General features: G+C 57.8%; 10 protein-coding genes and 5 tRNA genes. 4 read left to right on the plus strand and 11 right to left on the minus strand.

The genetic code is table 11. The features are described 5' to 3' along the window. Window positions 1-264: 264 nt before the first annotated feature. The 4 genes from ACIPW4_RS14790 to ACIPW4_RS14805 all read right to left on the minus strand — a co-directional run bounded on the left by ACIPW4_RS14790 (window position 265) and on the right by ACIPW4_RS14805 (window position 11,485). Window positions 265-4,098, minus strand: coding sequence for a sugar-binding protein (locus ACIPW4_RS14790; RefSeq protein ID WP_400658954.1), 3,834 nt, complete (start codon window positions 4,096-4,098; stop codon window positions 265-267). A 51-nt stretch (window positions 4,099-4,149) separates the two neighbouring features. Beyond that, complete coding sequence (locus tag ACIPW4_RS14795) at window positions 4,150-7,098, minus strand: hypothetical protein (protein WP_400658955.1); 2,949 nt, start codon at window positions 7,096-7,098, stop codon at window positions 4,150-4,152. Window positions 7,099-7,100: 2 nt separating this feature from the next. Next, the gene (locus ACIPW4_RS14800; RefSeq protein ID WP_400658956.1) at window positions 7,101-9,596 is read right to left on the minus strand and encodes a hypothetical protein; all 2,496 of its coding nucleotides are present in this window, start codon (window positions 9,594-9,596) and stop codon (window positions 7,101-7,103) included. Between the two features lie 77 nt (window positions 9,597-9,673). Beyond that, a complete protein-coding gene (locus tag ACIPW4_RS14805) occupies window positions 9,674-11,485 on the minus strand; it encodes a hypothetical protein (protein ID WP_400658957.1) in 1,812 nt (603 codons plus the stop codon). Window positions 11,486-11,893: 408 nt separating this feature from the next. On the opposite strand from ACIPW4_RS14805, the gene ACIPW4_RS14810 reads away from it, so the two are divergent. The 3 genes from ACIPW4_RS14810 (at window position 11,894) to ACIPW4_RS14820 (ending at window position 20,892) form a co-directional block, all read left to right on the plus strand. Further along, window positions 11,894-16,984: an RHS repeat-associated core domain-containing protein gene (locus ACIPW4_RS14810; protein WP_400658959.1), complete on the plus strand. Its 5,091-nt coding sequence runs from the start codon at window positions 11,894-11,896 to the stop codon at window positions 16,982-16,984. 252 nt (window positions 16,985-17,236) lie between these two features. Further along, on the plus strand, window positions 17,237-19,810 hold the full coding sequence (locus ACIPW4_RS14815; protein ID WP_400658961.1) for a fimbria/pilus outer membrane usher protein: 2,574 nt from the start codon (window positions 17,237-17,239) through the stop codon (window positions 19,808-19,810). Next, window positions 19,810-20,892: a fimbrial protein gene (locus ACIPW4_RS14820; protein ID WP_400658962.1), complete on the plus strand. Its 1,083-nt coding sequence runs from the start codon at window positions 19,810-19,812 to the stop codon at window positions 20,890-20,892. The genes ACIPW4_RS14815 and ACIPW4_RS14820 overlap by 1 nt, the downstream gene beginning before the upstream one ends. Before the next feature lie 137 nt (window positions 20,893-21,029). Here ACIPW4_RS14820 and ACIPW4_RS14825 read toward each other — a convergent pair. From ACIPW4_RS14825 to ACIPW4_RS14845, 5 genes are all read right to left on the minus strand, one after another. Further along, window positions 21,030-21,105 (minus strand) — tRNA-Gly (locus ACIPW4_RS14825). A 54-nt stretch (window positions 21,106-21,159) separates the two neighbouring features. Continuing rightward, window positions 21,160-21,235, minus strand: a tRNA-Gly gene (locus tag ACIPW4_RS14830). A 3-nt stretch (window positions 21,236-21,238) separates the two neighbouring features. Next, a tRNA-Glu gene (locus ACIPW4_RS14835) sits at window positions 21,239-21,314 on the minus strand. Window positions 21,315-21,406: 92 nt separating this feature from the next. Continuing rightward, a tRNA-Gly gene (locus tag ACIPW4_RS14840) sits at window positions 21,407-21,482 on the minus strand. 4 nt (window positions 21,483-21,486) lie between these two features. Further along, window positions 21,487-21,562 (minus strand) — tRNA-Glu (locus ACIPW4_RS14845). A 342-nt stretch (window positions 21,563-21,904) separates the two neighbouring features. Here ACIPW4_RS14845 and ACIPW4_RS14850 point away from each other — a divergent pair. Further along, window positions 21,905-22,672 (plus strand): hypothetical protein, encoded by a 768-nt coding sequence (locus tag ACIPW4_RS14850; protein WP_400658964.1) that lies wholly within the window; start codon window positions 21,905-21,907, stop codon window positions 22,670-22,672. A 119-nt stretch (window positions 22,673-22,791) separates the two neighbouring features. On the opposite strand, the gene ACIPW4_RS14855 is transcribed toward ACIPW4_RS14850, so the two are convergent. Next, window positions 22,792-23,274, minus strand: a complete 483-nt coding sequence (locus ACIPW4_RS14855) for a GAF domain-containing protein (protein WP_400658965.1) — start codon at window positions 23,272-23,274, stop codon at window positions 22,792-22,794. Window positions 23,275-23,276: 2 nt separating this feature from the next. Further along, a complete protein-coding gene (locus ACIPW4_RS14860) occupies window positions 23,277-24,164 on the minus strand; it encodes an ATP-binding protein (protein WP_400658967.1) in 888 nt (295 codons plus the stop codon). Window positions 24,165-24,196: the final 32 nt, after the last annotated feature.

A 24,196-nucleotide genomic window follows, 5' to 3' on the forward strand; every position in this document is an offset into this window, starting at 1 on the left:
GTGCAACACTCACCCAGACCAGAGTTAATCACTCACTGGCCAACCGCGAAACTGGCATTTTTATCAGTTGACACTAAATACTTGTCCCAAACAGGCAAGCCAGCGCCTACAGGACCGCGCACATCTTCAAATCTGCGCTGTACCTGCAGGAGCTGGCTTGCCTGCGATGGGCCGCAGAGCGGCACCAATTGCTCAAGTGAACAGCATTATGCACATGTGCAGGACTTGGCATACTTTAAACAATCAACTAACCCACTGACCGGATCAAGAATCCTGTGACGCCAAGCGGTCCAGCGGGTCGTACCCATAGTTGGCAGTAATGCCTTGCGCAGGCACATGCACCTGCGCCAGGCGCCCCATTGGGTCATAGGTCAACTGACGCTTTTCTTCATCTTTAATCAGATTGCCGTCAGGATCGTAGACCAACTCGATAAACTCCCGCTTGTAATACGTTTCTTGTTCTGCACCCTCTTGTCCCCCCCCCTCAGACCACGCCAGTTCAATGCCCATCAATTGCACCGGATCTCGCGTATTGGTGAACAGATACTCGGCATCAAGCCTGCCACCTTCGAAAGCGGTCCTGACCCGAGTGATGTTGTCGCGTCCATCGAAGCGGAACAGCTGGCTGTCTATCTTGTTACCATACGGATCGACAGGTACATATTCGCTTTCACCGACACAGGTGTACTTGGACAGCCTTGCGCGCTCGTCGTATTCGAAGGTTTCATGGCGCAATGGCTTGCCATCCTGTTCACCTTCCGTCAGCGTCTTGCTCTCGATGCCATCCACTTTGTTATAGGTTTGTACCAAGGTCTGTACCGCGTTGCCAAAGTCGAAGCGACGACGGATTTCGCGATCAAACTCGTCATAGAACAGTTCGGTCTTCAAGCTGCGCACGGTCCCGTCCTCGTCCTCCGTTTCCGTAAGGATACTGGCGGTTCTGCCCAGCGCGTCATAGTTGAAGGTGCTGGTGACATTCTCCAGGCTGGTCTGTTGCAATTGGCCGAACGGGTTGTACTCATATGACTGGGTTTTACCCAGTACATCGGTATATCTGACCAGGCGCCCTTTCAAGCTGTGCACGTACACCATTTCATAGGGTTCTTCTTCGTCGCTGCGCTTGCGCCTTTCGACTTTCAGTTCACCGGTACTGAAATATTCACGTTCCAGTGTCTCCTCATCCTCGGTGCAGTGCATCAGACGGGCATTTTGCTCGTCGTACGTGTAGCTGGCATTCTTGCCTACTGTGCTGCGGCTCAGCGGCTCTTCCCCCAACTGCGGAATGTACTCGTAGTCGATGGAGTTACCTGCGGGTGTAACGACCGTTTCTGGCTGGCGCTGCCCGCCGGCATACAACATGGTGCGCTGGCGCCCGCCGGTTACCGACTCGATCATGCGGTCCAGGCCATCGAAGGTCTGTGTACCCAGTTCGTGATCGCGGCCATCGGTGCTGTCGAGCACTTTGATCAAGGTCGGCAGATCACTCTTGCTGTGCGACGCATAGTCACGGTGTACCACCGAACCGTCAGGTAGCCTCTGGTCCACTTGCCTGTCAAACTCATCGTAGGTGGTGCGCGTTTCATAACCCCGCGCATCCACTTCACGCACCGTGCGCCCCAAACCATCGTAGAAATACTGGTGCAAACTCACACTCGCACCTTTACTGTCTAGGCGTTCGACATCCACAGGTTGGTCGAACAGGTTCAGCCGGGTAACGGTAGTGCCGGTCAAGAGCTTGCGTTTGAGGGACTCGCGCCACTCCTTGCGTATCGGCCCCAAGCGGTCCGGCAGCCCCACCGGGTCGGTCTGCGTGCAGACACGCACTTTGTCCGGCCCCATTTCACTGCTGCGCTGACGCCAGTCGTCATACTCATACAGGGTGATCAACGGCAAGTTCTTCAGCTCAAGCCAGTCGTACTCGACTTCCTGCACCAAATTGCCAAGCGCGTCATAGCGTGCCGTGTAACTCAACCGCTCTGCTTCCCTGGCTTTTGCGGTGGGACCAAAGTCCGGGTCCTGGCGCGTGACGCGTACGGCACGGTTTAGCCCGTCCACGTAGCTCCATGTTTGCACCCCTTTCACATCAGCCTGCATTTGCCACGCCTGTTGACCATCGGACGACAAGTAATAGCTGTAATTGCGTGAAGCCTTGTACTTGCCGTTGGGGTCGACCGTTTCGCGGGTTACGCGACGCAGTTCGTCATACACGTAGGCAATCTGCACCTGATTGTCGTCGTAGTTGAGCAACGGTTCGCCGATCAGTACCGAGTACTGCAGGGTGTTGACCTTCTGGGCGTGTCGCACCAATTTCCCCTTGGCATGCTTCAACTCTCGCACAGGCAAAGGCAGGCCGTGGTCGAAGCCAGTCAAGGTTTCCTCAGTCTGGACTGCGGGGTGGCCATCTACCGACACCACGCTGTATGCGTATTCAGTACGGGTAACTTTGCCATTGACCGTCAGCATTTGCTCACGGGGGCGACCATGCTCGAGCACATTGAGTGGCTCGTCGTGGTGGGGGGTTTCCAACTCCGACAACAGCGCGCCATCGCTCACGCGCAGTTGCTGCTCATGGCTACGCACTGACGCGCCGCGTGCATGCCCTTCCTTATCCAGCGATGCAACCAACTGGTAGCGGTACTCATTGCGCAACGCTTTGGCTTCGGCATCCGGTTCGCCAGGCCCCGGAATCACTTCCTCGGTCTTGAGCATACGCACGAACCGTTCCGGGTCGTCGGCGGCCGGGTAGTACGTCATCACCGTCCGCTTGCCGTTGGCTTCGGTTTTCTCCTTCAGGTTGCCATGCTCGTCGTAAAGGGTAACTTCCACCTGCTCCCGCGCAGTGCCGCCCAAACCCTTGCGCCACGAAGTAGTGGTTGTCTCAACCAGCTGGAAGTTGTTCGGCTGGTCCTTGAACTGGCGGTTGGCAACTTCCGGGTACTTGAGCGTCTGGGTTTCGATACAATCGTTCTGCGTGGTGACCTGGTCGATCATCAAGTGGAAGCGGTTGAATGTCGTCTTGACCGTGTACGCCGGTTTGTCACCCTGGTAGTGCGTGGCTGTACCGTCGTAGCGATAGTCCGCGCCGGTGGCTTTATAGAGGTTGTCTTCACCGTTATCTTCCCAGGAGATACCGGTGTTGTTGCCCAGGAAATTGTTCGAGCTGAACACATAATCGGTGCGCACTTGCGGCTGGTTGCCCCCAGGGGTGACCCGATGGCTCTCTACATGAGGCAGTGTCCTGCCGACGCCGGGCAGCGTATGCCCAGCATCCTTGTAGATGACTTCTTCAAAGCCGTTGACCGGCGTCCACATACGTTCAATGCAACGTACCGTGCCGATTCTCTTGTAGTCGAACCTCCAGCGCCCCTTGTCCGCGGTCGGCAAAACAACCTTGACCAGCTCACTGTTGGTGCGCTCCAGTGTATAGACAGCCTCCGCCACCGTGCCTGGGTTGAGCGTTATCAGTACCTTGCTGAGGTTCGAATAATTAATTTCCAGCAGTTTGCGCTTGCTGTCGTCTTCTACCGAGGCCAGGCAAGGCAAACGCTTGCTTGGAATACCCGGCATAGGCGAGGGCACATTGACCTGGTCGTATGTCAAGGTAATACCATGCCCGGTCGGTGTCAGCACCCGGATGGGCAATGCCACTTTTCCGGGGGAATGGCCCTCCTCGGTCACATCGTGCAACCCCAGCACTTCGATCATTTCCGACTTGTGTGCCACGCGATAGAGGGTGATTGCGCCAGCAGAAATATTCTCGAAATGAAAGCTGTCAATCTTGCGCTCCGGTATCACTGCCTGCATGCCGGGGCCGTTGTCGAACACCTTGTAACGCTCGCCGCTGTGCAGGCTGAGCATCTGGCTCTGCGGGTCGTACTCGCTCAGATTCAAGCGCCAGCCAGCACCAAAGCCTGAGTCCTCGGGGTTCATCGGGTTGAAACCAATGCGCAAGGGCAAGTTGGGGCCGTTCAAATGGTTGGCCACCAACTCAGGCAACGCTATCGATACATTGTATTGCCCTGTGCGTGGATCGACGCCACCTTCAACAAAGCTCATGAAGTTGAACGCATTGGAATGCACCAGCGAATTCGTAGTCATTCTTTCGTACCTATATTGAGTAAGGTGCAGCTTCGTGAGGGACAGCCGCCGTCATCGAAACTCCCAGTGCACGAAATTGCGGGTATCAATCGGATCTATACCATCGTCCACTCGCCGTCCCCAGTCGATACGAAGGTTGCTTTCAGTTCCGTAATTATCGATCAAGGTGAAATTCAACGGCCCGTTCAGTTCCTCACGCCACCTGAGACCCGGCTGGTCGTACCAGTAATTCATGTCCGAAACGCGTTCGAGTACTACCAGTAATGTGCCTTCAGTGAAATGCTCATTCGCTAAAAATTCTCGTTTCAAAGGTGTAACCGTTTGCTTTAAGGCCAACCGCTCCATGTGAGCTTGGTATTCAATGCGTCGATCAGCGGCGCGCCCCGGCAGCATCCGTGGCACATAGGCAATGCCAACACAGCTGGCGAATGTTTCACCGAGTTGTTCACTTTCGTACTTCAGCATTGAAATATGATCGAAGCGTGCATCGACAAAGAGGCGCTGCCCCCTGGCACGCAAAGTCCAATACTCCGTGGTGTAGTGCCAATAGTTATGACGGTCGACGATGTTTCCGCGTTCATCCACCTTGTCAAACCCTTTTTCTTGAGCCACGCGCTTTGCTGTAAAAGGTTCCAGGTCTCCGATATCCAGCCTCTTGGGTACCAGCCCACCCAGTTCTATCTCACCATCACCATCGGCATGTTCTATATAAGAGTCGTACCAGGTACCGCGATAGCTCTGAAACTTAGCCTTAATCCAGCGTACTTCGCTTTCTGTGGTTTGAAGGTAAACCGTTACAATGCGCAACGCTTCTTCCTTCCCCTTTACCCCCACCGCTTTTGACCGGTCCTTTCTCGCCTGCGCCTCTTGCGCCTCTTCTGCAGAAACCAATCCTTCGCCAGCAGGCAGATAATCAAAGCGATTGCGAAACTTGCTGGCAGCCCAGCGTCCTTCACCCGGTACGATGGCTTCGGTATCGGCAGGTAGCCACTCGATCGGTGTACCATTGCGATGAGTAAGCTGTAACGTTGCCAGCTCTGCATCACTTACCGGGTCATAAATCTCGTTGCCATCTTCATCTTGAAAGGGTTTGGTCTCGATGTGGATATCGACACCCACTTGTTGCCTGCCATTTGCCCAGGCTTTTTTTCGCGATGTGTCGTTAAGGAACAGCTTGAACTGACTCAGCGCCAGCCAGCGCTGGGGGCCGACTGAATTCAGCAGGCCCGCATGAACATTATGCTCGATGACAGCAATGCCAGCCTGGCCGCCATGAACACCCGCCACCACACTGACTTCACCAGGGTCCGACGCCGGAGCGGTGTACTCCCCGTCTACAAGCACACCTTTGCCATACAGCTTCCACGCTGCGCTTGACACGGCAGGAAGATCACCCCACTTCTCATCCGAAGCCTCCCCGGTACGCGGTTCGGTGAGGGCGAACGTTAGCGAGCCAGAAGCGTGCATGTTCGGCACGTAGAAGGGTTGCACCTGCAGCGGCGCGCGCATGGCGAGGATAACCACTGTTGCGTAGCCACTGACATTCCCCCCGTTGGTAACTTTTATACGCTGAAGTCGAATGGGTTGATCATCCGGGGGCGTATACGGGGTGAAAATGGCGTGCGGCGTTTCGTCGTCGCCTTCAGGGTCTTGCACGATGATGCCGAACTCGTCGCCATCAGGTTCCCACCTTAGCCCCCCACCCTGCGATGCGGTCAACCGGACGGGATCGTCGCCCTTGGCCCAGATGATTACCCGCGGCGAAATGACCAGGTCTTCATAAGTAGCGATCGCCAAAGCCGACGTGCTCACCCCCTCCTGCAGATCGTCAAAATGGGCCTTGATGTTCACCAGGCGCTGCCGAAACGGAAACATGCTTGCAGGCGGCGCCGTGTAAGTACCGGCTTCGATCTCACCAGAATTGCCTGGGTTGTGCACATCTAGGGCAGTCCAGGCTTTCAACGATTGATTCGCGACCGTGAACAGGGCGCTTTTGTCAGCGGCTACTTTGCCAATGCGCGGTTGCGGCTGACGGGAGAAGGCAGTGGTTTTGACATCGCCGAAAACGATCATGTCATGGGGGTTATGCTCTTCCTCCTCCAGCACGACTGCGCTGGCTTCGGGCAACATCAGTTGCTCCAGTGCTACGGCTGGGCGATCCTTGGCAATCGGCGCACACTCCCGACTGATCAACAGTGCACTGCCGTAGTTGGCGGTATCATTCTTGCGCGGCAACAAATAAGGCAAGGGGCTGCCTGGTTGGCCAGCATCGACGCCGCCAACCAATTGCATCAGCAACAGCAGTGCCCCATCGTCGTCTGGGCTAGTACCACTGCCCGCCCCGGCGGGTGCTTGCTGCGCAACCACGTCGATGCGTGTGGTGGACAAGGCGCTATGCCCGAAAATATCGAACTCCAGCACCGGCAATGGGCTGTCGATCACCCACTCGTGCTGCAACTGTTCGAGGATGAACGCCCCCATCTTCCGCGCAGCTGTACTACTGCCACCCAGCGTGCAATTGGGTTCGCTGGCATCGGTAAGGTCGAGCACAACCTGGAACTTGTCCAAGTATGCGTGTGGCTGCACTTTCAGGTGCCCGTATGCTTCGAATTGATAGCCCATGCCCAGTTGCAGCACATGGCTTCTTCTGAATTGCTCGACGTTTCCTGACATGATCGTCGACGAAACACACTCCCCGGTGAGCAACTCCATGCTCACCCGCACCTGGTTCGAAACCCCTACGGCGCCTTTGAAAGACAACTGTGGCGGGCCCAGCGTCAGGTTGTCGAAGGCCACCTTTTCAGTACGGGTGGCGGGGTCGATAAAATACTCACCCGAGATGATGGGCAGGCCACCACGCTGATCGAACTGTCCGACGAAATGGGCCTGCAGCGCTTCGTTGACAACATCGCGGCCTAGCGCCAGTACCGCGCCCCAACGGCGCATGCTGTCGCCTTTTGCCAGTTCTTCGAACAGTGCTTCTTTGGTATGAGTAGTCATGGTCAGATCCTCGCCGCATTCAGGTTGCTGAAGGCTTTTTTCACCTCTTCCATGGCCTTGATCTGCTCCTCGGAGTACGGAGCACTGGCGTTCGTGCCCTTGATGGCCTGGTTCACCTCATGGAACGCCTGGGCCTCTTCGGGGGTGTACGGCATCGGCAGAACCGCGTAATTCCAGTTACCGGAATCTAGGCCAACACCGGCAATGATCACGTAGTCGCCTTCCTCCGACCCTGGGTTGTAGATACCGGCGGCCTCATCAAGGGCTCCTTCGCCCTTGACCACGAACCATTTTGTCTCGGCAGGAGGCAGCTCTTTCGGGGGCTCTCCCCATTTCTGAGTGACCAGCACCAGTTTCAGCGCTTCACCTTGTGCCTCGACCTTCAGGGTTGCAGCTGTCGGCTTCCAGAGCACCGTAATATCGATGATTTCGGTACGATTACCACCGGTAACCAGCACCTGGTCCAGTTGCATGAGTGCGCCTAGCTCTCCCCCATCCTCCGGGTCGCTCTCGGGTGCGACGTAGACCTGAACTTTCTTGTCTCTCGGAATGTTCAACTCTTCATACTCACCAGATGTAGGGTCACGCAGGTCACCCTTGAAACCGGCACCCTTGGCCCAGACCAAATCCGACTCGACGCTTCCCCCTTCCAGCACATAGCGCTGCGGTTGACCAGGGGTGGAAAAGAGTGCATTAAGCAGCTTCGGCCTTACCGCTACGGACTTGGGCACGACAGTGAACAGCGCGCTGCTGCTGCTATCGCCCACGGTTGCTGTGATAATGACCTGACGGAACGTGCCAGCAATGGCGTCCGCTTTGGGCGCCTTGTAGATGCCGTTGACGATTTCGCCCAACTGCTCAGGCCCCTCAGGGTTTTCGGGGTCACCTGGCAGCGCCTTCACTTCCCATTTCACCTCGTCGCCAGGCTGGGGTTCGGGGATGAGGGTAAGTTTTTGCGTGCCCCCGGCGATGAGACTTTTCTCAATCGGGTCAATCGCGAAGGCGGTGAGGATAGGGGCCAGTTCGCCCAGCATCGTTACATCGCCTGGGCTGGCGAAAGTCTCAGCTACGGAGCGTTGCCCATTGCGGAAGAGCAGGCCATTGAGGCGCAGGAGGTCAACAACTTCAAGTTCCCCCGCCAAACTCTCTAAGACGCCTCCAAAGTGGCCTTTTACCTCTTCTTGGAAATCTATTAAACGTTCAGCTACTTCCTTTGGAAAAAATGTGCCCACATCAGCCCACCAGTTACAGTCAATGGATACGTCCCCCTTAGAGAGCATGATTACCCCGTCATTCATAGATGTCGTTAGAGCGCAGGATACAACAGCATCAAGATCCAAATCACCCTCAGTTCCTTTCCAAAAATCACCCTCTTTTTTGTATAGCACACTAACACTTCGATCAGCATTCTCACAACGCCGCACGCAATCAATATAACCAGGAGTGAAAGATATCGTGAACTGACCTAAATTGACTCCGACCAGGAACAGCAACTTGCTCTTCTCACGATCCACAATCACAAAAGTCTTATTGATATGAATCTCCCCCGTTTTCGCCGAAACATGGAAGCCTCGTTCATTTCTCTCGTACGTTACCCCAGTGGGGACGTAAGACGTATCCGCAAGGCCTTCCAGCAAACTATTCAAGACATTCTTTACCCACGTCTCGTCACTCAGGACAACGTTCATGGAATACGGAACACCCGACTCCCGCTGAGGCAGCAAATACGGCATATCCTCATCGCCCCCTGGAAAGTCTCCATTCTGGGCGCCATTGAATGCCACACCAATAATTACCGCACCTTCTTCCAGGTCTGCCTGGTTCGTGCTCGCTTCCGGATTCCCTGCCCTCGCAAGGGAGTGCGTACGCACTCTGAATGAGGTCGGATTCAAGAAACCGTCCACAGGTTCAAGCCTATTCAGCTCCCAAATTTGCTTGCCCCTCTCGGGCGACTTGAACTGCGCCTCAATCAACTCACCCAATTTAGTATTCAGTTCTTCCCATTGGCTAACCTCAAAGTCATAAGCACTGCTATCCGACAAGTCCAAATACACACGGCCGTCTTCATCAACTACCCCGCCTTGGCCCTCGTTGAGTTTGATGTTCATCTTCACGCTTGGCGCGGTCAGCGGGTCCAAGTGCGAGATACCTACCAGCGTTGGCAACGACTCACCTGGCTGCCGGCTCCATTCGGTCAGCTTGCCGCCCACCACTGGCATACGCAGGACGGCCATCGAACTCCCTATGTTGGAGTTCTCGAATGAAAGTACCGGTGCACCGAAAGTAAAATTGGATAACCGTGAAAGCTTACCGCTCTCAGTCTCTTTTTCACCCGACACCGGTTCGATCCAGGCCTTTTCAGCGGCACGCTGAATATGTTCCTGCATCAACAGAAGGTTTGCTTTTTGACGGTCATAGACCAGCAATGCGCCCCATCCGCGGGTCCGAGGCGCACCTTTCATATAGGTTAAATATTGCTCTAGTGTTGGTCTGGCCATGATAGTTCTCCATATCACTTAGCGGCACGGTCTCTCTGGACCCTGCTCTTGACTGATCAAACTGCACGAATAAAAAATTACGGATTGAGCGGGGTCGACTGCGACCGGTACTTCAAATAAAACGCTCCATTGTTGAAACTCACCCGACCATACAAGGTGAAGTTCTCGCCCACCTTCAGTTTTCGGAGCTCCGACTTGGGTAACATTTCATTGATGCCACTAATCGCTTCGGCGTCCGTAAGTGCCTTTTCGTCCCGCACAATGAACTCCACCGCTTCGCCCATTGGGTCCACCCCTTCCATCACGATGGTCAGCAGTTGCCCCGGGGCAATAAACGGCCAGGTACCCATGGACAACCTGGCGCCCGCTTCAGGCAACCTGCTGAGGTAAACCGGACCATCACGTAAATCGACCGTCGGCAGCGTAGCGTTCTCCAATGGCTTGATACGCAACTTGTACGCGGGCGAGTCGATAAAGGTGTCTTCGTCTCTCAATAGCCTGTAGAACACGTTGAAGCGCCAGCTGGTATCCGCAGGGGTACGCCCCATGTTCGCAGGCACATATTCAGGCGGAATGCGAAAGCGCAACGGTTTTTCCGGGGAGTCCGGTTCTTTGGCCACGTACTCGCCAAGTGAATCAGTACCGGCCCAATGCACATGCAACTGCTCACCTGGCAACACGCTGCCGGCCGGCACATTGACGTAAACACCCGACGTGGAAAGGTCAGCCAATATATGGCCGCTGTCAGCCGCGCCATCCGCTAAGGCCCCTTCAACCAAAGGCACATTCAGGATGCGTGAATTTTGCACATTGACTTGAAGCGTTTCAGAGCGCAGTCCCGCACCTTCGCGACCATACAGGTAGGCAACACTCACGTTGGTGCCCTGGCTGACAGCCAGGATTTCTTCGCCGACCTGAAACGCAATCGAATCGGCGGCCCGCGTGCTAGGGTCTACTCGCGCCGATGGCATGAACTGCAGCCCCCCGGGAATGGACCACTGCAGGGTGAGGTAGTCTGAATCTGCAATGCCAGGGTAATCAGGCAACTTGACCTGCAGACCATAGGGGAAACCGCCCGGGTCCAGCGGATCGCCTTCGTTGTAGCCTTCGATGGTGGGCTTGCCGAGATAACCAGGCAAACTACCTGTCGAATCGACCTCCAGCCGTTGCTCCGGTGCGCTCAGGCGCCCACCCACTGCGAACTCGATCTCGTAGAAGGCTTGTATGTAGCCTGGGTCGATCCAGTTAAAGTAAGGCTTGGGTACCACACCACTGATAGCGCTTTGGTCGAAATGCTCCTTTGCGACGGTTACCACTTCGTTCCAGGTGTCGCTGAGCACACCGTTCGGCTCATAGCAGTCGACCGTCAGCGTAATCTTGTCTCCCACCTGCATCGCCTGATAGCGGGGCACCACAACGGTCATCCCCACATTCGGTAACTTGTCGGGCTGAATGATCAAGCCATGGGAATGCACTATTTGCAGTACAGACAGCGTTTCAACTTGCCTGCGAGGCCTTACCCCTATATAGCAAAAAGTTCGCAATGACGTCGCTTCGGGCCTGGGGCCGTCAGCCTTACGGCTGTAGGAATAAAAAGCCTCACCACCTTCGGCATTTCTGATATAGCTATTGGCAATTTCTACTTCGAGACCTTTATCCAGATGGTCGTCCCGAATGGGGTATTCCGCCGTATGGTCGTACGCTTCACCGGCAACACTACGCCCAAACCAGCGTACGAGCACAATATCGTCAGCGGCCATGCCCGTGTATTTGACAAACGTTTTTAATGACTTATCGCCCAATGCCTCCAGATCGATTTCATTGAACGCAGTCAAACCCTCAATCGTGGGCGCCTCCAAATCTTCACCTTGATCTAGCCGCTCATTCATATCGTAACTTCCAAAAGATTGGCGAGCGCCTGCACGCCGCTTGAAAAATCAGGCGCACCCGACAGGTAGATAAATAAACAGCGCGAAAACGGCGTTGTTCCAGTGCCTGCCACCCAACTCGGTTGCTTGCCAGAACAGTTTTAATCCCCCCCCTCATGCTGCACAACTGGCAAAAATAACAGGTCGCCTGCACGCCACCCGTGGCACCGCAGGCGGCCGTACCTGGTAGTTCTGCCAGGTGCACGCATCGATTTTTTTTTTTAGCCTTCGCGGCAGACAGCTTGTTTTGAAAAACACCTGGCACCCTCACCGCAGCGCTGGGGAGGATTACTCGCCCCTTGAAGATGACCGGTAAAGAATCCATCGCTGAACTCAGGCTATTCAACACATACCCAGGAACCCTGCATCATGGCAACTACATCGAATGCCTTCAATTTTTCAAGTTTCATGCAGAGCAGTGTCGACCCTCGTACTGGCCTGTACACACTATCTATTGCTCTTCCGGCCTTGAACGCCAACGACCAGTGCGGTCCCGACTTGCCCCTGCAGTTGAACTTCAGCCCGATGAGCAAGGACAACAACGGTTTTGGTATCGGCTGGAGCTTCAAACTCAGCAGTTTCAATATCAGTACCGGCATGCTCTCACTGCACACCGGTGAATCTTTCGTAGTTGCAGATAACGGGCCCGGCAACATGCCCGTCATCGTAGAAAAGAAACTGGACAGCTTTCGCTTCAGCAATATCAGCAAAGGCAATAGAAAACGCATTCGTATCGCGCATAAAGGCGGCCTGGTTGAAATACTCGAACCCCAGCAAAATGATGCTTTTACCGCCGTGCCTGTGCGCGTCATCAGTGCTTCCGGCCATGGAGTCGACCTGACCTACGATACGACCAAGAGCAAGGCACGCCTGCAATCCATCGCCGATGACACTGGCCGTACACTGCTGGAAGTAAAATACCCCTCAGACAGCCGGGCAGAGTTTACGGTCAACCCGACTACCCGCAGCCCCGCCCGGTACACCCTGAACCTGGTGAACAACGAACTGCGAACAATCACCCTGCCTACCTCAAGTGACGAATACTGGGAATTGAAGTACAAGCTTTACGACCAACTCCCCTTCCTGATCAGCGTCGAAAACCCCGACAAAGGCGTGGAAACAATCACTTACTACGAAGGAACGGGAGGCCATAAATACCCTGGTATCGACCGCTATCTACCCTCTGTCAATGAACACTGGATCAAGCCTGATGTGCGTGACAGCAGCACCCACATACGTACGAAGTACACATATTCCAGCAACAATTTCCTGGGTAACGGCACGGGCCTGGTTTATGGCAATGAAGACGGCACGGACCAGCTCTACCGATTTACCGGCCAAACCTTTGAATACAGCTCCACCGCCCAGCATTACCGGGATGCAAAGGTCTACCGCACCGTTGTGAGCACGTTTAACCGTTTCCATTTGATGACGTCCCAGGTCACCACAGACAATGGCTGTATCGAGACCATCACAACGAAGTATTACGAACAAGCCAACCTGCCGTTCAAAGACCAGCCTGCTTACTTCCAGCTTCCAGACACCGTGACGAAATCCTGGACCAAAGAAGGTGATCCAACGGTGGGCGACCACGAGGAGACGAAAACCACCTACGACAACCATGGCAACTTGTTGACTGAAGTCAAAGCCGATGGCACACGTTTGATCCGTACCTATTACCCCGGCGCGGATGACCCGGAAGGGTTCGAACGCAACCTCAAGTCCGCAGTCATGCACCCTGCTACCCCGTCCAGCCCGGACGAGCCGCTGGCCCAGCCCATAAGCAGCGAATTCACCTATGCCAGCCTGCCGGCAATGCCACAGACTGACCCCGACCTGAATATGCCAGGCTATCTATCGTTGGAACAGGAGGACACCTTCGAAGGTGTGGGCACAACGCGCCGGTTGCTGAACGGTAAAACCCGCCGCTACCTGAATAAACCCGACACCCCCTTCCTGCATGGTCGGCTTGACCAACAAGTCATGCAGATCAACGATGCAACCATCACCAGCGACTGGAAGTACGAAAAGGTCAAAGACGGCAATGATCAGCTCACCTGGAGCCGCAGCACCGAAACCTTCACTGATCATACCCATACGCTGGTGAAAAAGACCGCCACCACTTACTCCATGCATAGCGGCCAGGTGGTACTGGAGCACGATGCCAATAACGTGTTCACAGGCTACGAGCATGACGTACTGGGTCGCGTCACAGCAGAAATCGCAAGCCCGGACACCCCTTACGCCACCACGCGCACTACCGCCTACAAACTGCTCGACGAAGGGGGACGCAAGCGCACTTGCGAGGAAACTACCGACAGCAAGGGCGTAGTCACCCGCACTGTATTCGATGGCAATGGCCGCCCGATCCGAGAGGAGCGTGAAGCAAAGGATGCAGTGACTGGATTGGTCGTCAAGCGCACGGTAGCGGAGCTGAAGTATGACTCGGCCGGCCGCCTGGTGAGTGAGATTGCCTACGACTACCTACCGGCCAAAGACGACGAGTCAGAGCCGCGCGTACTCAAGCTACAGTCAAGCTACGAATACGACGGTTGGGGCCAACGGTGTGAAGAAGTGCGGCCCGATGGCATGAAGGTACGTATCGAAGCAACGCCGCTCGAGCCTGGTGGCCAGCTGGTCACGCGCTGGGTCGAAAGCCCTGACGCACCTGGGCACAGGCTGCAGCAGACCGTCAGCAAGATGAATCGCTTCAGCAAGCCGGTTTACGAGTACCGCTTGCTGGAGGAAGAAGTGGATAACCCAGATGACCCTGAGGGTGGCAAGCACCGAGTTACACGCGAGGCCGGCCGCACTGACTTCACCTATGACGGGCTCGGCCGCTGTCTGAGCCGGACCGAATCTATCCAGGATCCAAGCGACACCCAGATCATCAAACGCATCACCAAGTTCACTTATGACGCCTTGGGGCGCATGACTCGTAACGAGCGGCCAGATGGCTCGATTTTGCTACGCACCTTTGCCCCCCACAGCATGGGCGAACTGGTCACTGAACTGCGAATGCAACCAGACAGCACGGCACCTGAGCAGATGCTCTACGAACGGAAGTTCGACGGCCTTGGCCGCCTGAAGTGCATCGCCGTGGGTTCGCGGGTTGAAGAATACGTTTATCAGGGCATGACCCATTTGGTCGAAAAACGCACGGCGTTCAGTTTGCAGGCCACAACCAAAGGTACCCGCAAGCGGGTGATCAGCTATGAGTACACGCCAGACCTGACCGAGCAACCCTGCAAGCTGGTTGCAACACTGGAGGACGAGGACGGCCTTGCCCGCCCGGCAGCGCAACAGACGGCAGACTTCGTATTCGACGGCAAGAGCGCGGAAATCACCAACGCCGACAATGCACTGGGTAAGCGCCGTTATGTGTACACCGACCAGGGCGACCTTTGCGAAGAACACCTGACCGATACTGAGGGCACGCCTTACAGCGTCACTTTCCAGCAATCCTGGGACGGCCTGCCGACACAGCGCAAGCACAGCGATGGCCAGGCCTCTGATTACGACTACGATGAGCACGGCCGGCTTGTTTCGGTGGTGCAAGGCAATCTTCAGTCGACAATGACCTACTCTGAGGACACTGGTCTATTGGAGACCACCGAAACACGCGACACGACCAACCCTGACCCGCAACAGCAACCTGTCACCCTTTGCACCCAGCACTATGACAGCCTGGGCAGGGAAACCAGCCGCACATTGAGCGCCAACGGCCAGGCACGCAGGCTGGTACAGGTGTGGCTTGACAACGACATGCTTTATTCGCGAACCCTTTGGCAAGGCGAGCAAAAGCTGCGCGAGGAAACGTTCGAGTATGACGATCTTGGCCGCCTGACTAAATACGATTGCCCTGCCCAGCCCGCCAGCGGCCAGCAAATCACAACCCAGATGTTCAAATTTGACGCTGTGGACAATATCCAGCGTTGCCGCACGACATTCAGTGACGGCGGCCGGGACGATGCGGTTTTCACCTATTGCGCTGATGACAGCTTCAGGCTGGAAAAGGTCACGCATACGCTGCCGCCTGAAGGTTGCCCGGCAGAGCAGACGTTCAGCTACGACGAACTGGGCAACATGCTCAACGATGAATGCGGCAATGCCTTGTACTACGACAGCCTTGGCCGCCTGCAACAGGTGCAGGATGCCAACGGCACGGTAACGGCGCAGTACGGCTACGACGGGCATGATCGGCTGCTCTACTCGGGCACTGACGCACACAAGGTGCAGCGCCGCTACCTGGGCCATAGTCTGGACAGCTTACTGGAAGACGGCATGCTCACCGAGTACCTGCACGCCGGCGGCCAACCTCGAGCCCAGCAACAAGCTGGCAGCGCCACACTGCTGCTTACCGACCATGCCGGTAGCGTGAACACCGAGTACGATGCCGACGGCACGCGCCATGCCCACTATGCCCCATACGGCGATCAACAGCCTGAGGACGCCGGGCAGCCACTGCGCAGCCTGCTGGCTTTCAACGGCGAAGCCCGCGAGCGGGCTTTGGGCTGGTATCTGCTGGGCAGTGGCTACCGTGCCTACAACCCAGGTTTGATGCGCTTCCACAGCCCAGACTCGATGCCGCCTGAAGATGCCGGCATCAACCCGTACGTGTATGCGTTGGGCAATCCGGTTTACTGGCACGACCCAAGCGGCCATCGCGGCGAGCCGGTGACACGGGGTCGCCAGGCACCGCTTGAACGCATCCGGGAAGACAAGCCCAAAGTACCTTGGTATGCCTGGATTGGCGTCGCGGTCACCGCCGCCATATTCGTCGCATCGGCAATGGCAATGCCGTGGACGGCACCGGCCGCCGTTGGGGCTACCGCCTATGCCGTTGGCATGCTGGGTGTAGCTGCCAACGGCGCCGCTGTGGTCTTGCAGGGGGTGGCGACAGCGAAAATGTACAGCGATCCGGAAACGTCAAACCTGTTGCAGAACCTCGGGATGGCGCTCTCCGTGATCGGCATGTTTGCGAGCGGGACTTCGGTTGCGGCGAAAGGGGCAATGAATGCGGCGAAATCGGCGGCCAAGGGCGCGCAAGCGGCGCCTGCGGTAGCAAATGCGGGTGGGACAGCAATAATCAACACCATTTCTTCGAAGCCAACCAATTCTAAACTTTTGTCCCTTTTCAGATCACGTAATAGGATACCCCGTCGGAGTTTCCGCGCGACCACTCGTGATAACCCTCGCCCTTCAACAAACTCGGTGGGTAAGCAAACTCCGAGTAGTAACGCTAGCCCGTCTACTCAAACGAGTACCCCCGCAGTCTCTTCTCCTGGAGCAAATATTCAACCATCCTCAAGCGTAGAAACCAGTGTTGCTAGCACCCCAACCGGCGCCCCGACCCCGCCAACTTCAATCATGGATCTGGCAACACTAGGCGGTTATGATGAGATCACTTTGCAGTCCGCTGGAAATGGAAGCTTTGTCACTGCCCCCCGCAAGACGTGACAGGTTTGACGTCTCGCTGCCTCTGGCAGCGAGACATTTGATCAAGCATCAACACAATAACCACACCATCCATTTATCCCACTAATTGAAAAGATTTCTCCTACATCTTCACGCCAGATGACCCTCTAACCTGCCCCCGCCTATTCATCGTGACCCAGCAGCAACAGCTGCCCTCACGCCCCGTCATTCGCTTCAGGCGCCCGCCACGAGCTCACCTGTGCATCGTCCGTCGGCGCCGCCCAGGACACGCTCATGCTCCAGCTCGAACGGCGCAGGCTATTGCCGTTGCGCCCGCGCTTCGCCCCGCTGCCGCCACTGCTTGGCAGCTGCCTGGCGTTGGCCATTGCCCACCCTGCCCTGGCAGGCCCGTCCGACATCGCCTTCCAGCCCGGCTTCATGCGCCAGGCCCCTGGCCAGTCCTCCGAGGCTGGTGCCCTGGCGCTGCAAAACCTGGCCGCGCAGGCACTGCTGCCGCCAGGACGTTACCGGGTGCAAGTCTCGCTCAACCTCAGCCCCCTACCCGAACAGGACATCGACTTCATCGAGGGTCCGCAGGGCAAAGGGTTGCAGCCCTGCCTGACGGCCGAGGTGTTACGCACCTTCGACCTGCGCGAGCAGGCCCTGGAAACACCCCTGCCAGACGACGACAGCTGCGTGGACCTGACGCAGCGACTACCGCACGCCAATGCCGATTTCGACCCGGCGCAGTTGCACCTGTCACTGTCGATCCCGCAGATCGCCCTGCGCCAGGACCGTTCGGGCAGCGTGCCCGAGGCCCGCTGGAGCAACGGCATCAACGCCGCCTTCATCAGCTACCAGGCCTCGGCCCAGCACAGCAGCCAGCGCGATGGCCGCAGCCGTAACAGCCAGGACCTGTACCTGAACAGCGGCCTTAACCTCGGCCCTTGGCGCCTGCGCAGCAAACAGGCACTGCGTGAGGAGATCGACGGGGCACGCCGCTGGACCCGCAGCGACACGTTCGCGCAGCGCGACCTGCCAGGCCTGCAGGCCAACCTCACCCTGGGCGAAACCTTCACCAACAGCGACATGTTCCGCAGCGTGCGTTTCATCGGCGCGCGGGTGGCATCCGACACCGGCATGTTGCCCGATGCGATGCAGCACTACGCCCCGGTCATCCGCGGGGTGGCCCAGAGCCGTGCCAAAGTAGAAATCCTGCACAACGGCTACCCCATCTATTCCAGCTACGTGGCCCCCGGCCCCTACGCCATCGATGACCTCAGCGTGGGCTCCGGCCATGGCGAGCTGGAAGTGGTCATCACCGAGGCCGATGGCCAGGTGCGCCGCTTTACCCAACCCTACTCGAGCATGGGCAGCCTGCTGCGCGAAGGCGTATGGCGCTACAGCGCCACCGTGGGCCGCTACGACGGCGCCGAACAGCTCGACGACCCGTTGTTCTGGCAGGCAACCCTGGCCCGGGGCGGCGCCTGGGACACCACGCTGTATGGCGGCCTGCTTTCCAGCGAATACTACAACGCCGGCGTGCTGGGCATGGCCCGCGACATCGGCCAGATAGGCGCGTTGTCGTTCGATGTCACCCGCGCCTCCAGCGACCTGGGCACCACGCTTGGCGAGGCCCAGGGCCACAGCTTTGCCTTGCGCTACGGCAAAAGCTTCCAGACCCGCACCAACCTGCGCTTCGCTGGTTATCGCTACTCGACCCAGGGCTACCGCGACTTCGACGAAGCCGTGCGACAACGCAGCAATGCCAGCAGCTACCTGGGCAACCGCCGCAGCCGCCTGGAGGCATCGGTGTATCAGAGCGTGGGTGACCGCAGTGCACTGAACCTGACCTTTTCCCAGGATACCTATTGGCAAACCAGCAATCAGCGCCGCCAGTACCAACTGCAATACACCACCCGCCTGGGCAAGGTCGCGGTCAACCTGTTTGCCTCCCAGGCGCTGGACTCGAAAAACGACGACAGCCGTATGTTCGGCCTGAGCTTGAGCATGCCGCTGGACTTCGGCCGCCAGCAACAGGCCAGCTTCGACGTGCGCAGTGACAATGGCCAGACCAGCGAACGGGCAAACCTCAGCGGTGGCTTGCTGGATAACCAGCTCACCTACAGTACTTCGCTGACCAACGACGGCCAGGGGCGCAATAGCGGTGGTGTGTCTATCAACTATCAGGGCAGCCAGGCCAGTGTCGGTATGGGCTACAACGAAGGCAACGACTACCGCAGCATGTCGGTGAACGCCAGCGGTGCCGTGATGCTGCATGGCGACGGCATGGCGTTTGGCAGCCACCTGGGCGAAACCATGGCCCTGGTGCACATCCCCGACGTGGCTGGCGTCGGCGTACAGAACACCCCCTCGGCGCGTACCAATGCCCAAGGTTATGCACTGGTACCTTACCTGCGCCCCTACCGCCTGAATGCACTGGTGCTGCAAACCGACGACCTGTCGCCGGAAGTGGTGATTGGCAATGCCAGCCAGCAAGTAGTGCCGCGCCGCGGCGCGGTGGTGAAGGCCAGCTACGAAGCCGAACATGTGGCCCGCCTGGTGCTGACCCTGCTGCAGGCCAATGGCCAACCCGTGCCATTTGGCGCCCAGGTGCTCGATGCTGACGGCCAGAGCCTGGGCGTGGTGGGCCAGGCGGGCCAGGCGCTGGTTTCTACCCGCACCATCGGCCTACAGGTAATTCGTGTGCTGTGGGGCGAGACCAGCGATAACGCCTGCACATTGAACATCGACCCACAAGCACTCGCGCATGAGGGGGGCTACCGCTTGCAAACCCTGCACTGCCAACTGCCCGTGGCCAGCGGCCAGCCGCTTCTGCCCGGCGAAAATACCCAGGAAATGCTCTGATGACAGCACTCACCTTCAACATCGACCGCAGCTTGCGGCTGACTGCCTGCTGCCTGGCCCTGGGCCTGCTCTCTGGCAACGCTTACGCCAACTGTAGGTTCATGACGGCGAGCAGCTATATGACCTACGAGCGTGACATGGGGGAATTCTGGGTACCCCGCGATGCCTCGGTCGGCACCGTGATCGGTACCAGCTGGATGAACAGGAACAACAACGAAGGCGCCAGGGTCTCATGCGTTTGGGACCCTGCCAACCCGCCCAAGGCAAGGCTGCCCAACACTGCGCCAATCTTCTCTGGCTCCTTGCCCCCCCTGGACGGCAAGGACATCAATGGCCACGTCATGGAAACCAACATTCCCGGGGTTGGCGTGTACATGGAGCTTGCTGCACCATTTGACGGCGCGGCCAACAACTCCTTTGATCCAGACCCTGGCACCTCACCTGTCATCCCCTATTCGGGGACCATGCAAGACCAGCCTTTCAACGTCGATGTCTCGGTTATCAGCGGCAGGGCCTGGTTCATCAAGACCGGGCCAATCGCACCCGGCCCCCAACGCGTCAACGGCGAGATGTTTCATGGGTTTCTGCATAACCTGGGCAAGGTCATGGAGTATCGCGTGAGCGCAATGGTGAACCAGGCGCAGTGTTCGCTCAAATCCGATGCAGTCAGCGCCGACCCTGTGAAGCTGGGCGATCACACGCTTGCCGACTTCACGGGGATGGGTACCACGACCGCCCCCGTCCCGTTCCATATCACGCTCAGTGACTGCGAGGACGCCAGCGCACCCAACCCCACGCCCGCAAGCGTGTATATCGAACTGGATGGCGCCAATGGCTCGGTGCCGACCGTTCCAGCTGAGGGCCGCTTCAGCCTGGGTGCCGCTTCCGATGCCGCCGGGGTTGAGATCCAGCTTCTGCGCAGCGATGGAACGCCCATGCCACTGCAATCCGACGAACTGGTCAAGCCAGTGAGCATCGGCATCACTCAGCTGGACTTCCAGGCGCGCTACTACCAGAGCGCGTCGGTGGTAACCCCTGGCTTGGCCGAGGGGGGGCTGACCTTTACCGTTAGCTACAAATAACGCGCAAAAAAAGGCCGCCGGGCGAATACCCTGCGGCCTCTGCAACGGTAAAAACATAGGTTCAGAAACGAAAAAAGACGCCGAAGCGTCTTTTTTGAAGGTTCACAGCGTTTGATTCAACTCTGTAAACCTGTATTTGGAGCGGGAAACGAGACTCGAACTCGCGACCCCGACCTTGGCAAGGTCGTGCTCTACCAACTGAGCTATTCCCGCATTTGAAGCTTTTACAACCCACTACACCGTCATGAACGCCATAGTTTTAGAAACTGGAGCGGGAAACGAGACTCGAACTCGCGACCCCGACCTTGGCAAGGTCGTGCTCTACCAACTGAGCTATTCCCGCAAATGGCGTCCCCTAGGGGACTCGAACCCCTGTTACCGCCGTGAAAGGGCGGTGTCCTAGGCCACTAGACGAAGGGGACACACGACACTTTTCAGTGCACCAGCACATGAACCTCACGATTCAGCCTGGATTTTCTTTTCCTGCCCCGCCGTTAGGCGCTGCCGGAGAAACTGGAGCGGGAAACGAGACTCGAACTCGCGACCCCGACCTTGGCAAGGTCGTGCTCTACCAACTGAGCTATTCCCGCAATATGGCGTCCCCTAGGGGACTCGAACCCCTGTTACCGCCGTGAAAGGGCGGTGTCCTAGGCCACTAGACGAAGGGGACACGCTGCTGGCATTACTGCCTGCTTTCACTCCCTGCCGCGTTTCGCTGTGTGCTTTACGCTGCAAGTGGCGCGCATTCTATGGATGCTTGGAAGGGTCGTCAACCCCTTTGTAGAAATTTATTTAAATCAATGACTTCGGTCCATATGAAGGGTGCTGCCAGGCGGTGCCGAATGATTGGCGTTGATTTTCTGACGACACCTCGGGCAAGCTCACCATCAATGTGCCAGCATGCAGCTATAAGGCGGATTGCCGATAGAACGAGAGATTTGCCTGCCAAGGCCTCTCGCGAGCAAGCTCGCTCCTACACTCTATATGCAAACCTATTGATGAGGCGTTAACGGTGACACCACTTCTGATCACTCTGCTCATCGTGGCGGGTATCGCGTTGCTGATCGTGATCGGCTACCTCAACAACGTGGTCGAAAACGGCAAGCTCGAACGTGCGCGACTGAAGGTCGACCTCGCCGACCGGGTCCGCCGCTGCGGCGAAATCACCGAGACCTTCCCCGGCCAGTACATGACCCCGGCACTGAAGCTGCTGCTGGCACGGCTGGAACTGAACCTCACCCAGCGGCAACTGGCGCTGGACAAGGGCAACGCCGACTTCAAGGCGCGTATCGCCGAACTCGAAGGGCTGATCGGCCAAGGCGAACGCATCACGGTGAACAACCCGCCCTGCCCGATCCAGACCGAGGCCAAGGCCAAGGATGTGCGCTTCCTGCTCGAAGCGTTGCACACCCAGATCGTCAAGGGCACCCAGGAGAACGTGCTGCAGACCGCCGAAGGCAAGCACTGGGTCAAGGAAATCCGCCACATCCTGGTGCTGCTGCATATCGAGTTCTTCAACAACCTCGGCCAGCAGGCGCTGCAGCAGGAGCAGCCAGGGCAGGCGCGACTGGCCTTCGAGCGCGGGGTGCAGTATTTGCGCAAGCAGCCGGAGCCGAAGCTGTATGAAGAGCAGCTGACTTATCTGGAGAAACTGCTGGCACGGGCCAATGCCCAGGTGCTGGACAAGATGGAGCCGGCCCAGAACGAACAGAACGAACTGACCGAGGGGCTCAAGACCGATGACGACGAGACCTGGAAAAAGCGCGTGATCTACGACTGACCTGCACCGGCCTCTTCGCGGGCAAGCCCGCTCCCACAGAAATGCCACTGCCCGTGAGGCATGAGTCACCTGTAGGAGCGGGCTTGCCCGCGAAGAGGCCAGCACAGGCATCACATCACTCAGCAGTCAGTCAGCTCCAGAAAGACCGCCACCAACCTTTCCAGCCCCACCTGATCCGCCTCACTGAAACGCGAAAGCTTCGGGCTGTCCAGGTCGAGCACACCAATCAGCCTGCCCTCCTTCACCAGCGGAATCACCAATTCGCTGTTGGACGCACTGTCACAGGCGATGTGCCCCGGGAACGCATGCACGTCCTCGACCCGCTGGGTCTGCCGGGTGGCCGCAGCCGCACCGCACACACCCTTGCCGAACGCAATGCGCACACAGGCTACCTGGCCCTGGAACGGGCCGAGCACCAGCTCTTCGTTGCGGTTTAGGTAGAACCCCGCCCAGTTCAGGTCGTCCACCTGGCTATAGAGAAACGCCGAAAACTGCGCGGCATTGGCGATGAAATCGCGCTCGTCGGCGAACAGCGCCTGTACTTGCGCCGCCAGCAGGTTATAGCCGTCGAGGCCTGCGCCACTGGCATTGAGGTCGATCATGTTTACTTTTGCTCCAGCAATTGCAGCCCGACCCAATAGCGGGCGAACTGATAGGCACAACGGCCATTACGGTTGCCGCGGCCGGTGGCCCAGCGCACGGCGAGGATGTCGAGTGCTTCGGTACGTTCCCAGCTAAGGCCCGCAGGGCCTGCCAGCTGGCCAATCCAGTGCTCGACCACATCGAGGAAATGCTCCTGGGTGAACGGGTAGAACGACAGCCACAGGCCGAAGCGGTCGGACAAGGCGATCTTGTCTTCCACCGCTTCGCTGGGGTGCAATTCGCCATCGACCCGCTTCCAGTTCTCGTTGTCGCTCTCCTTCTCCGGCACCAGGTGGCGGCGGTTGGAGGTGGCGTACAGCAGCACGTTGTCCGGGGCCTGCTCCAGCGAGCCGTCGAGCACGCTCTTGAGCACCCGGTAGTCGCCCTCCCCGGCTTCGAACGACAGGTCGTCGCAGAACAGGATGAAGCGCTGGGGCAGCTTCTGCAGCTGCTCGACCACGCGTGGCAGGTCGGCCAGGTGGTCGCGCTCGATTTCGATCAGGCGCAGGCCAGCACCGGCGTGCTCGGCCAGCAGGGCGCGCACCAGCGACGACTTGCCGGTGCCACGCGAGCCCCACAGCAAGGCGTGGTTGGCCGGCAGGCCGTTGATGAACTGGTGAGTGTTGCGGCCCAGCTGGTCACGTTGCTTATCGACGCCGATCAGGTCGGTCAGGCGGATGTCCAGGCTGACGTCCAGCGGCATCAGGTAGCCGGTGCGGCCGTCGCGCTGCCAGCGTGCGGCCAAGGTGGTGCCCCAGTCGATGTGCGGGCGCGTTGCCGGCAGTAGCGGTTCGAGACGCGCCAGTACCGATTCGGCGCGTTCCAGGAAAGCATTCAAGCGAGCGTCCATGACGACTCCTACAAATTTCAGTTTTTTGGGGC

This window comes from Pseudomonas sp. NPDC089996 (assembly GCF_044748405.1).
Classification (GTDB): domain Bacteria; phylum Pseudomonadota; class Gammaproteobacteria; order Pseudomonadales; family Pseudomonadaceae; genus Aquipseudomonas.

What these genes read in the sequence shown, in the direction of transcription:
- ACIPW4_RS14790 (WP_400658954.1), bottom strand. Translation starts at nt 4,098, where the DNA reads ATGACTACGAATTCGCTGGTGCATTCCAATGCGTTCAACTTCATGAGC.
- ACIPW4_RS14795 (WP_400658955.1), bottom strand. Translation starts at nt 7,098, where the DNA reads ATGACTACTCATACCAAAGAAGCACTGTTCGAAGAACTGGCAAAAGGC.
- ACIPW4_RS14800 (WP_400658956.1), bottom strand. Translation starts at nt 9,596, where the DNA reads ATGGCCAGACCAACACTAGAGCAATATTTAACCTATATGAAAGGTGCG.
- ACIPW4_RS14805 (WP_400658957.1), bottom strand. Translation starts at nt 11,485, where the DNA reads ATGAATGAGCGGCTAGATCAAGGTGAAGATTTGGAGGCGCCCACGATT.
- ACIPW4_RS14810 (WP_400658959.1), top strand. Translation starts at nt 11,894, where the DNA reads ATGGCAACTACATCGAATGCCTTCAATTTTTCAAGTTTCATGCAGAGC.
- ACIPW4_RS14815 (WP_400658961.1), top strand. Translation starts at nt 17,237, where the DNA reads ATGCTCCAGCTCGAACGGCGCAGGCTATTGCCGTTGCGCCCGCGCTTC.
- ACIPW4_RS14820 (WP_400658962.1), top strand. Translation starts at nt 19,810, where the DNA reads ATGACAGCACTCACCTTCAACATCGACCGCAGCTTGCGGCTGACTGCC.
- ACIPW4_RS14855 (WP_400658965.1), bottom strand. Translation starts at nt 23,274, where the DNA reads ATGATCGACCTCAATGCCAGTGGCGCAGGCCTCGACGGCTATAACCTG.
- ACIPW4_RS14860 (WP_400658967.1), bottom strand. Translation starts at nt 24,164, where the DNA reads ATGGACGCTCGCTTGAATGCTTTCCTGGAACGCGCCGAATCGGTACTG.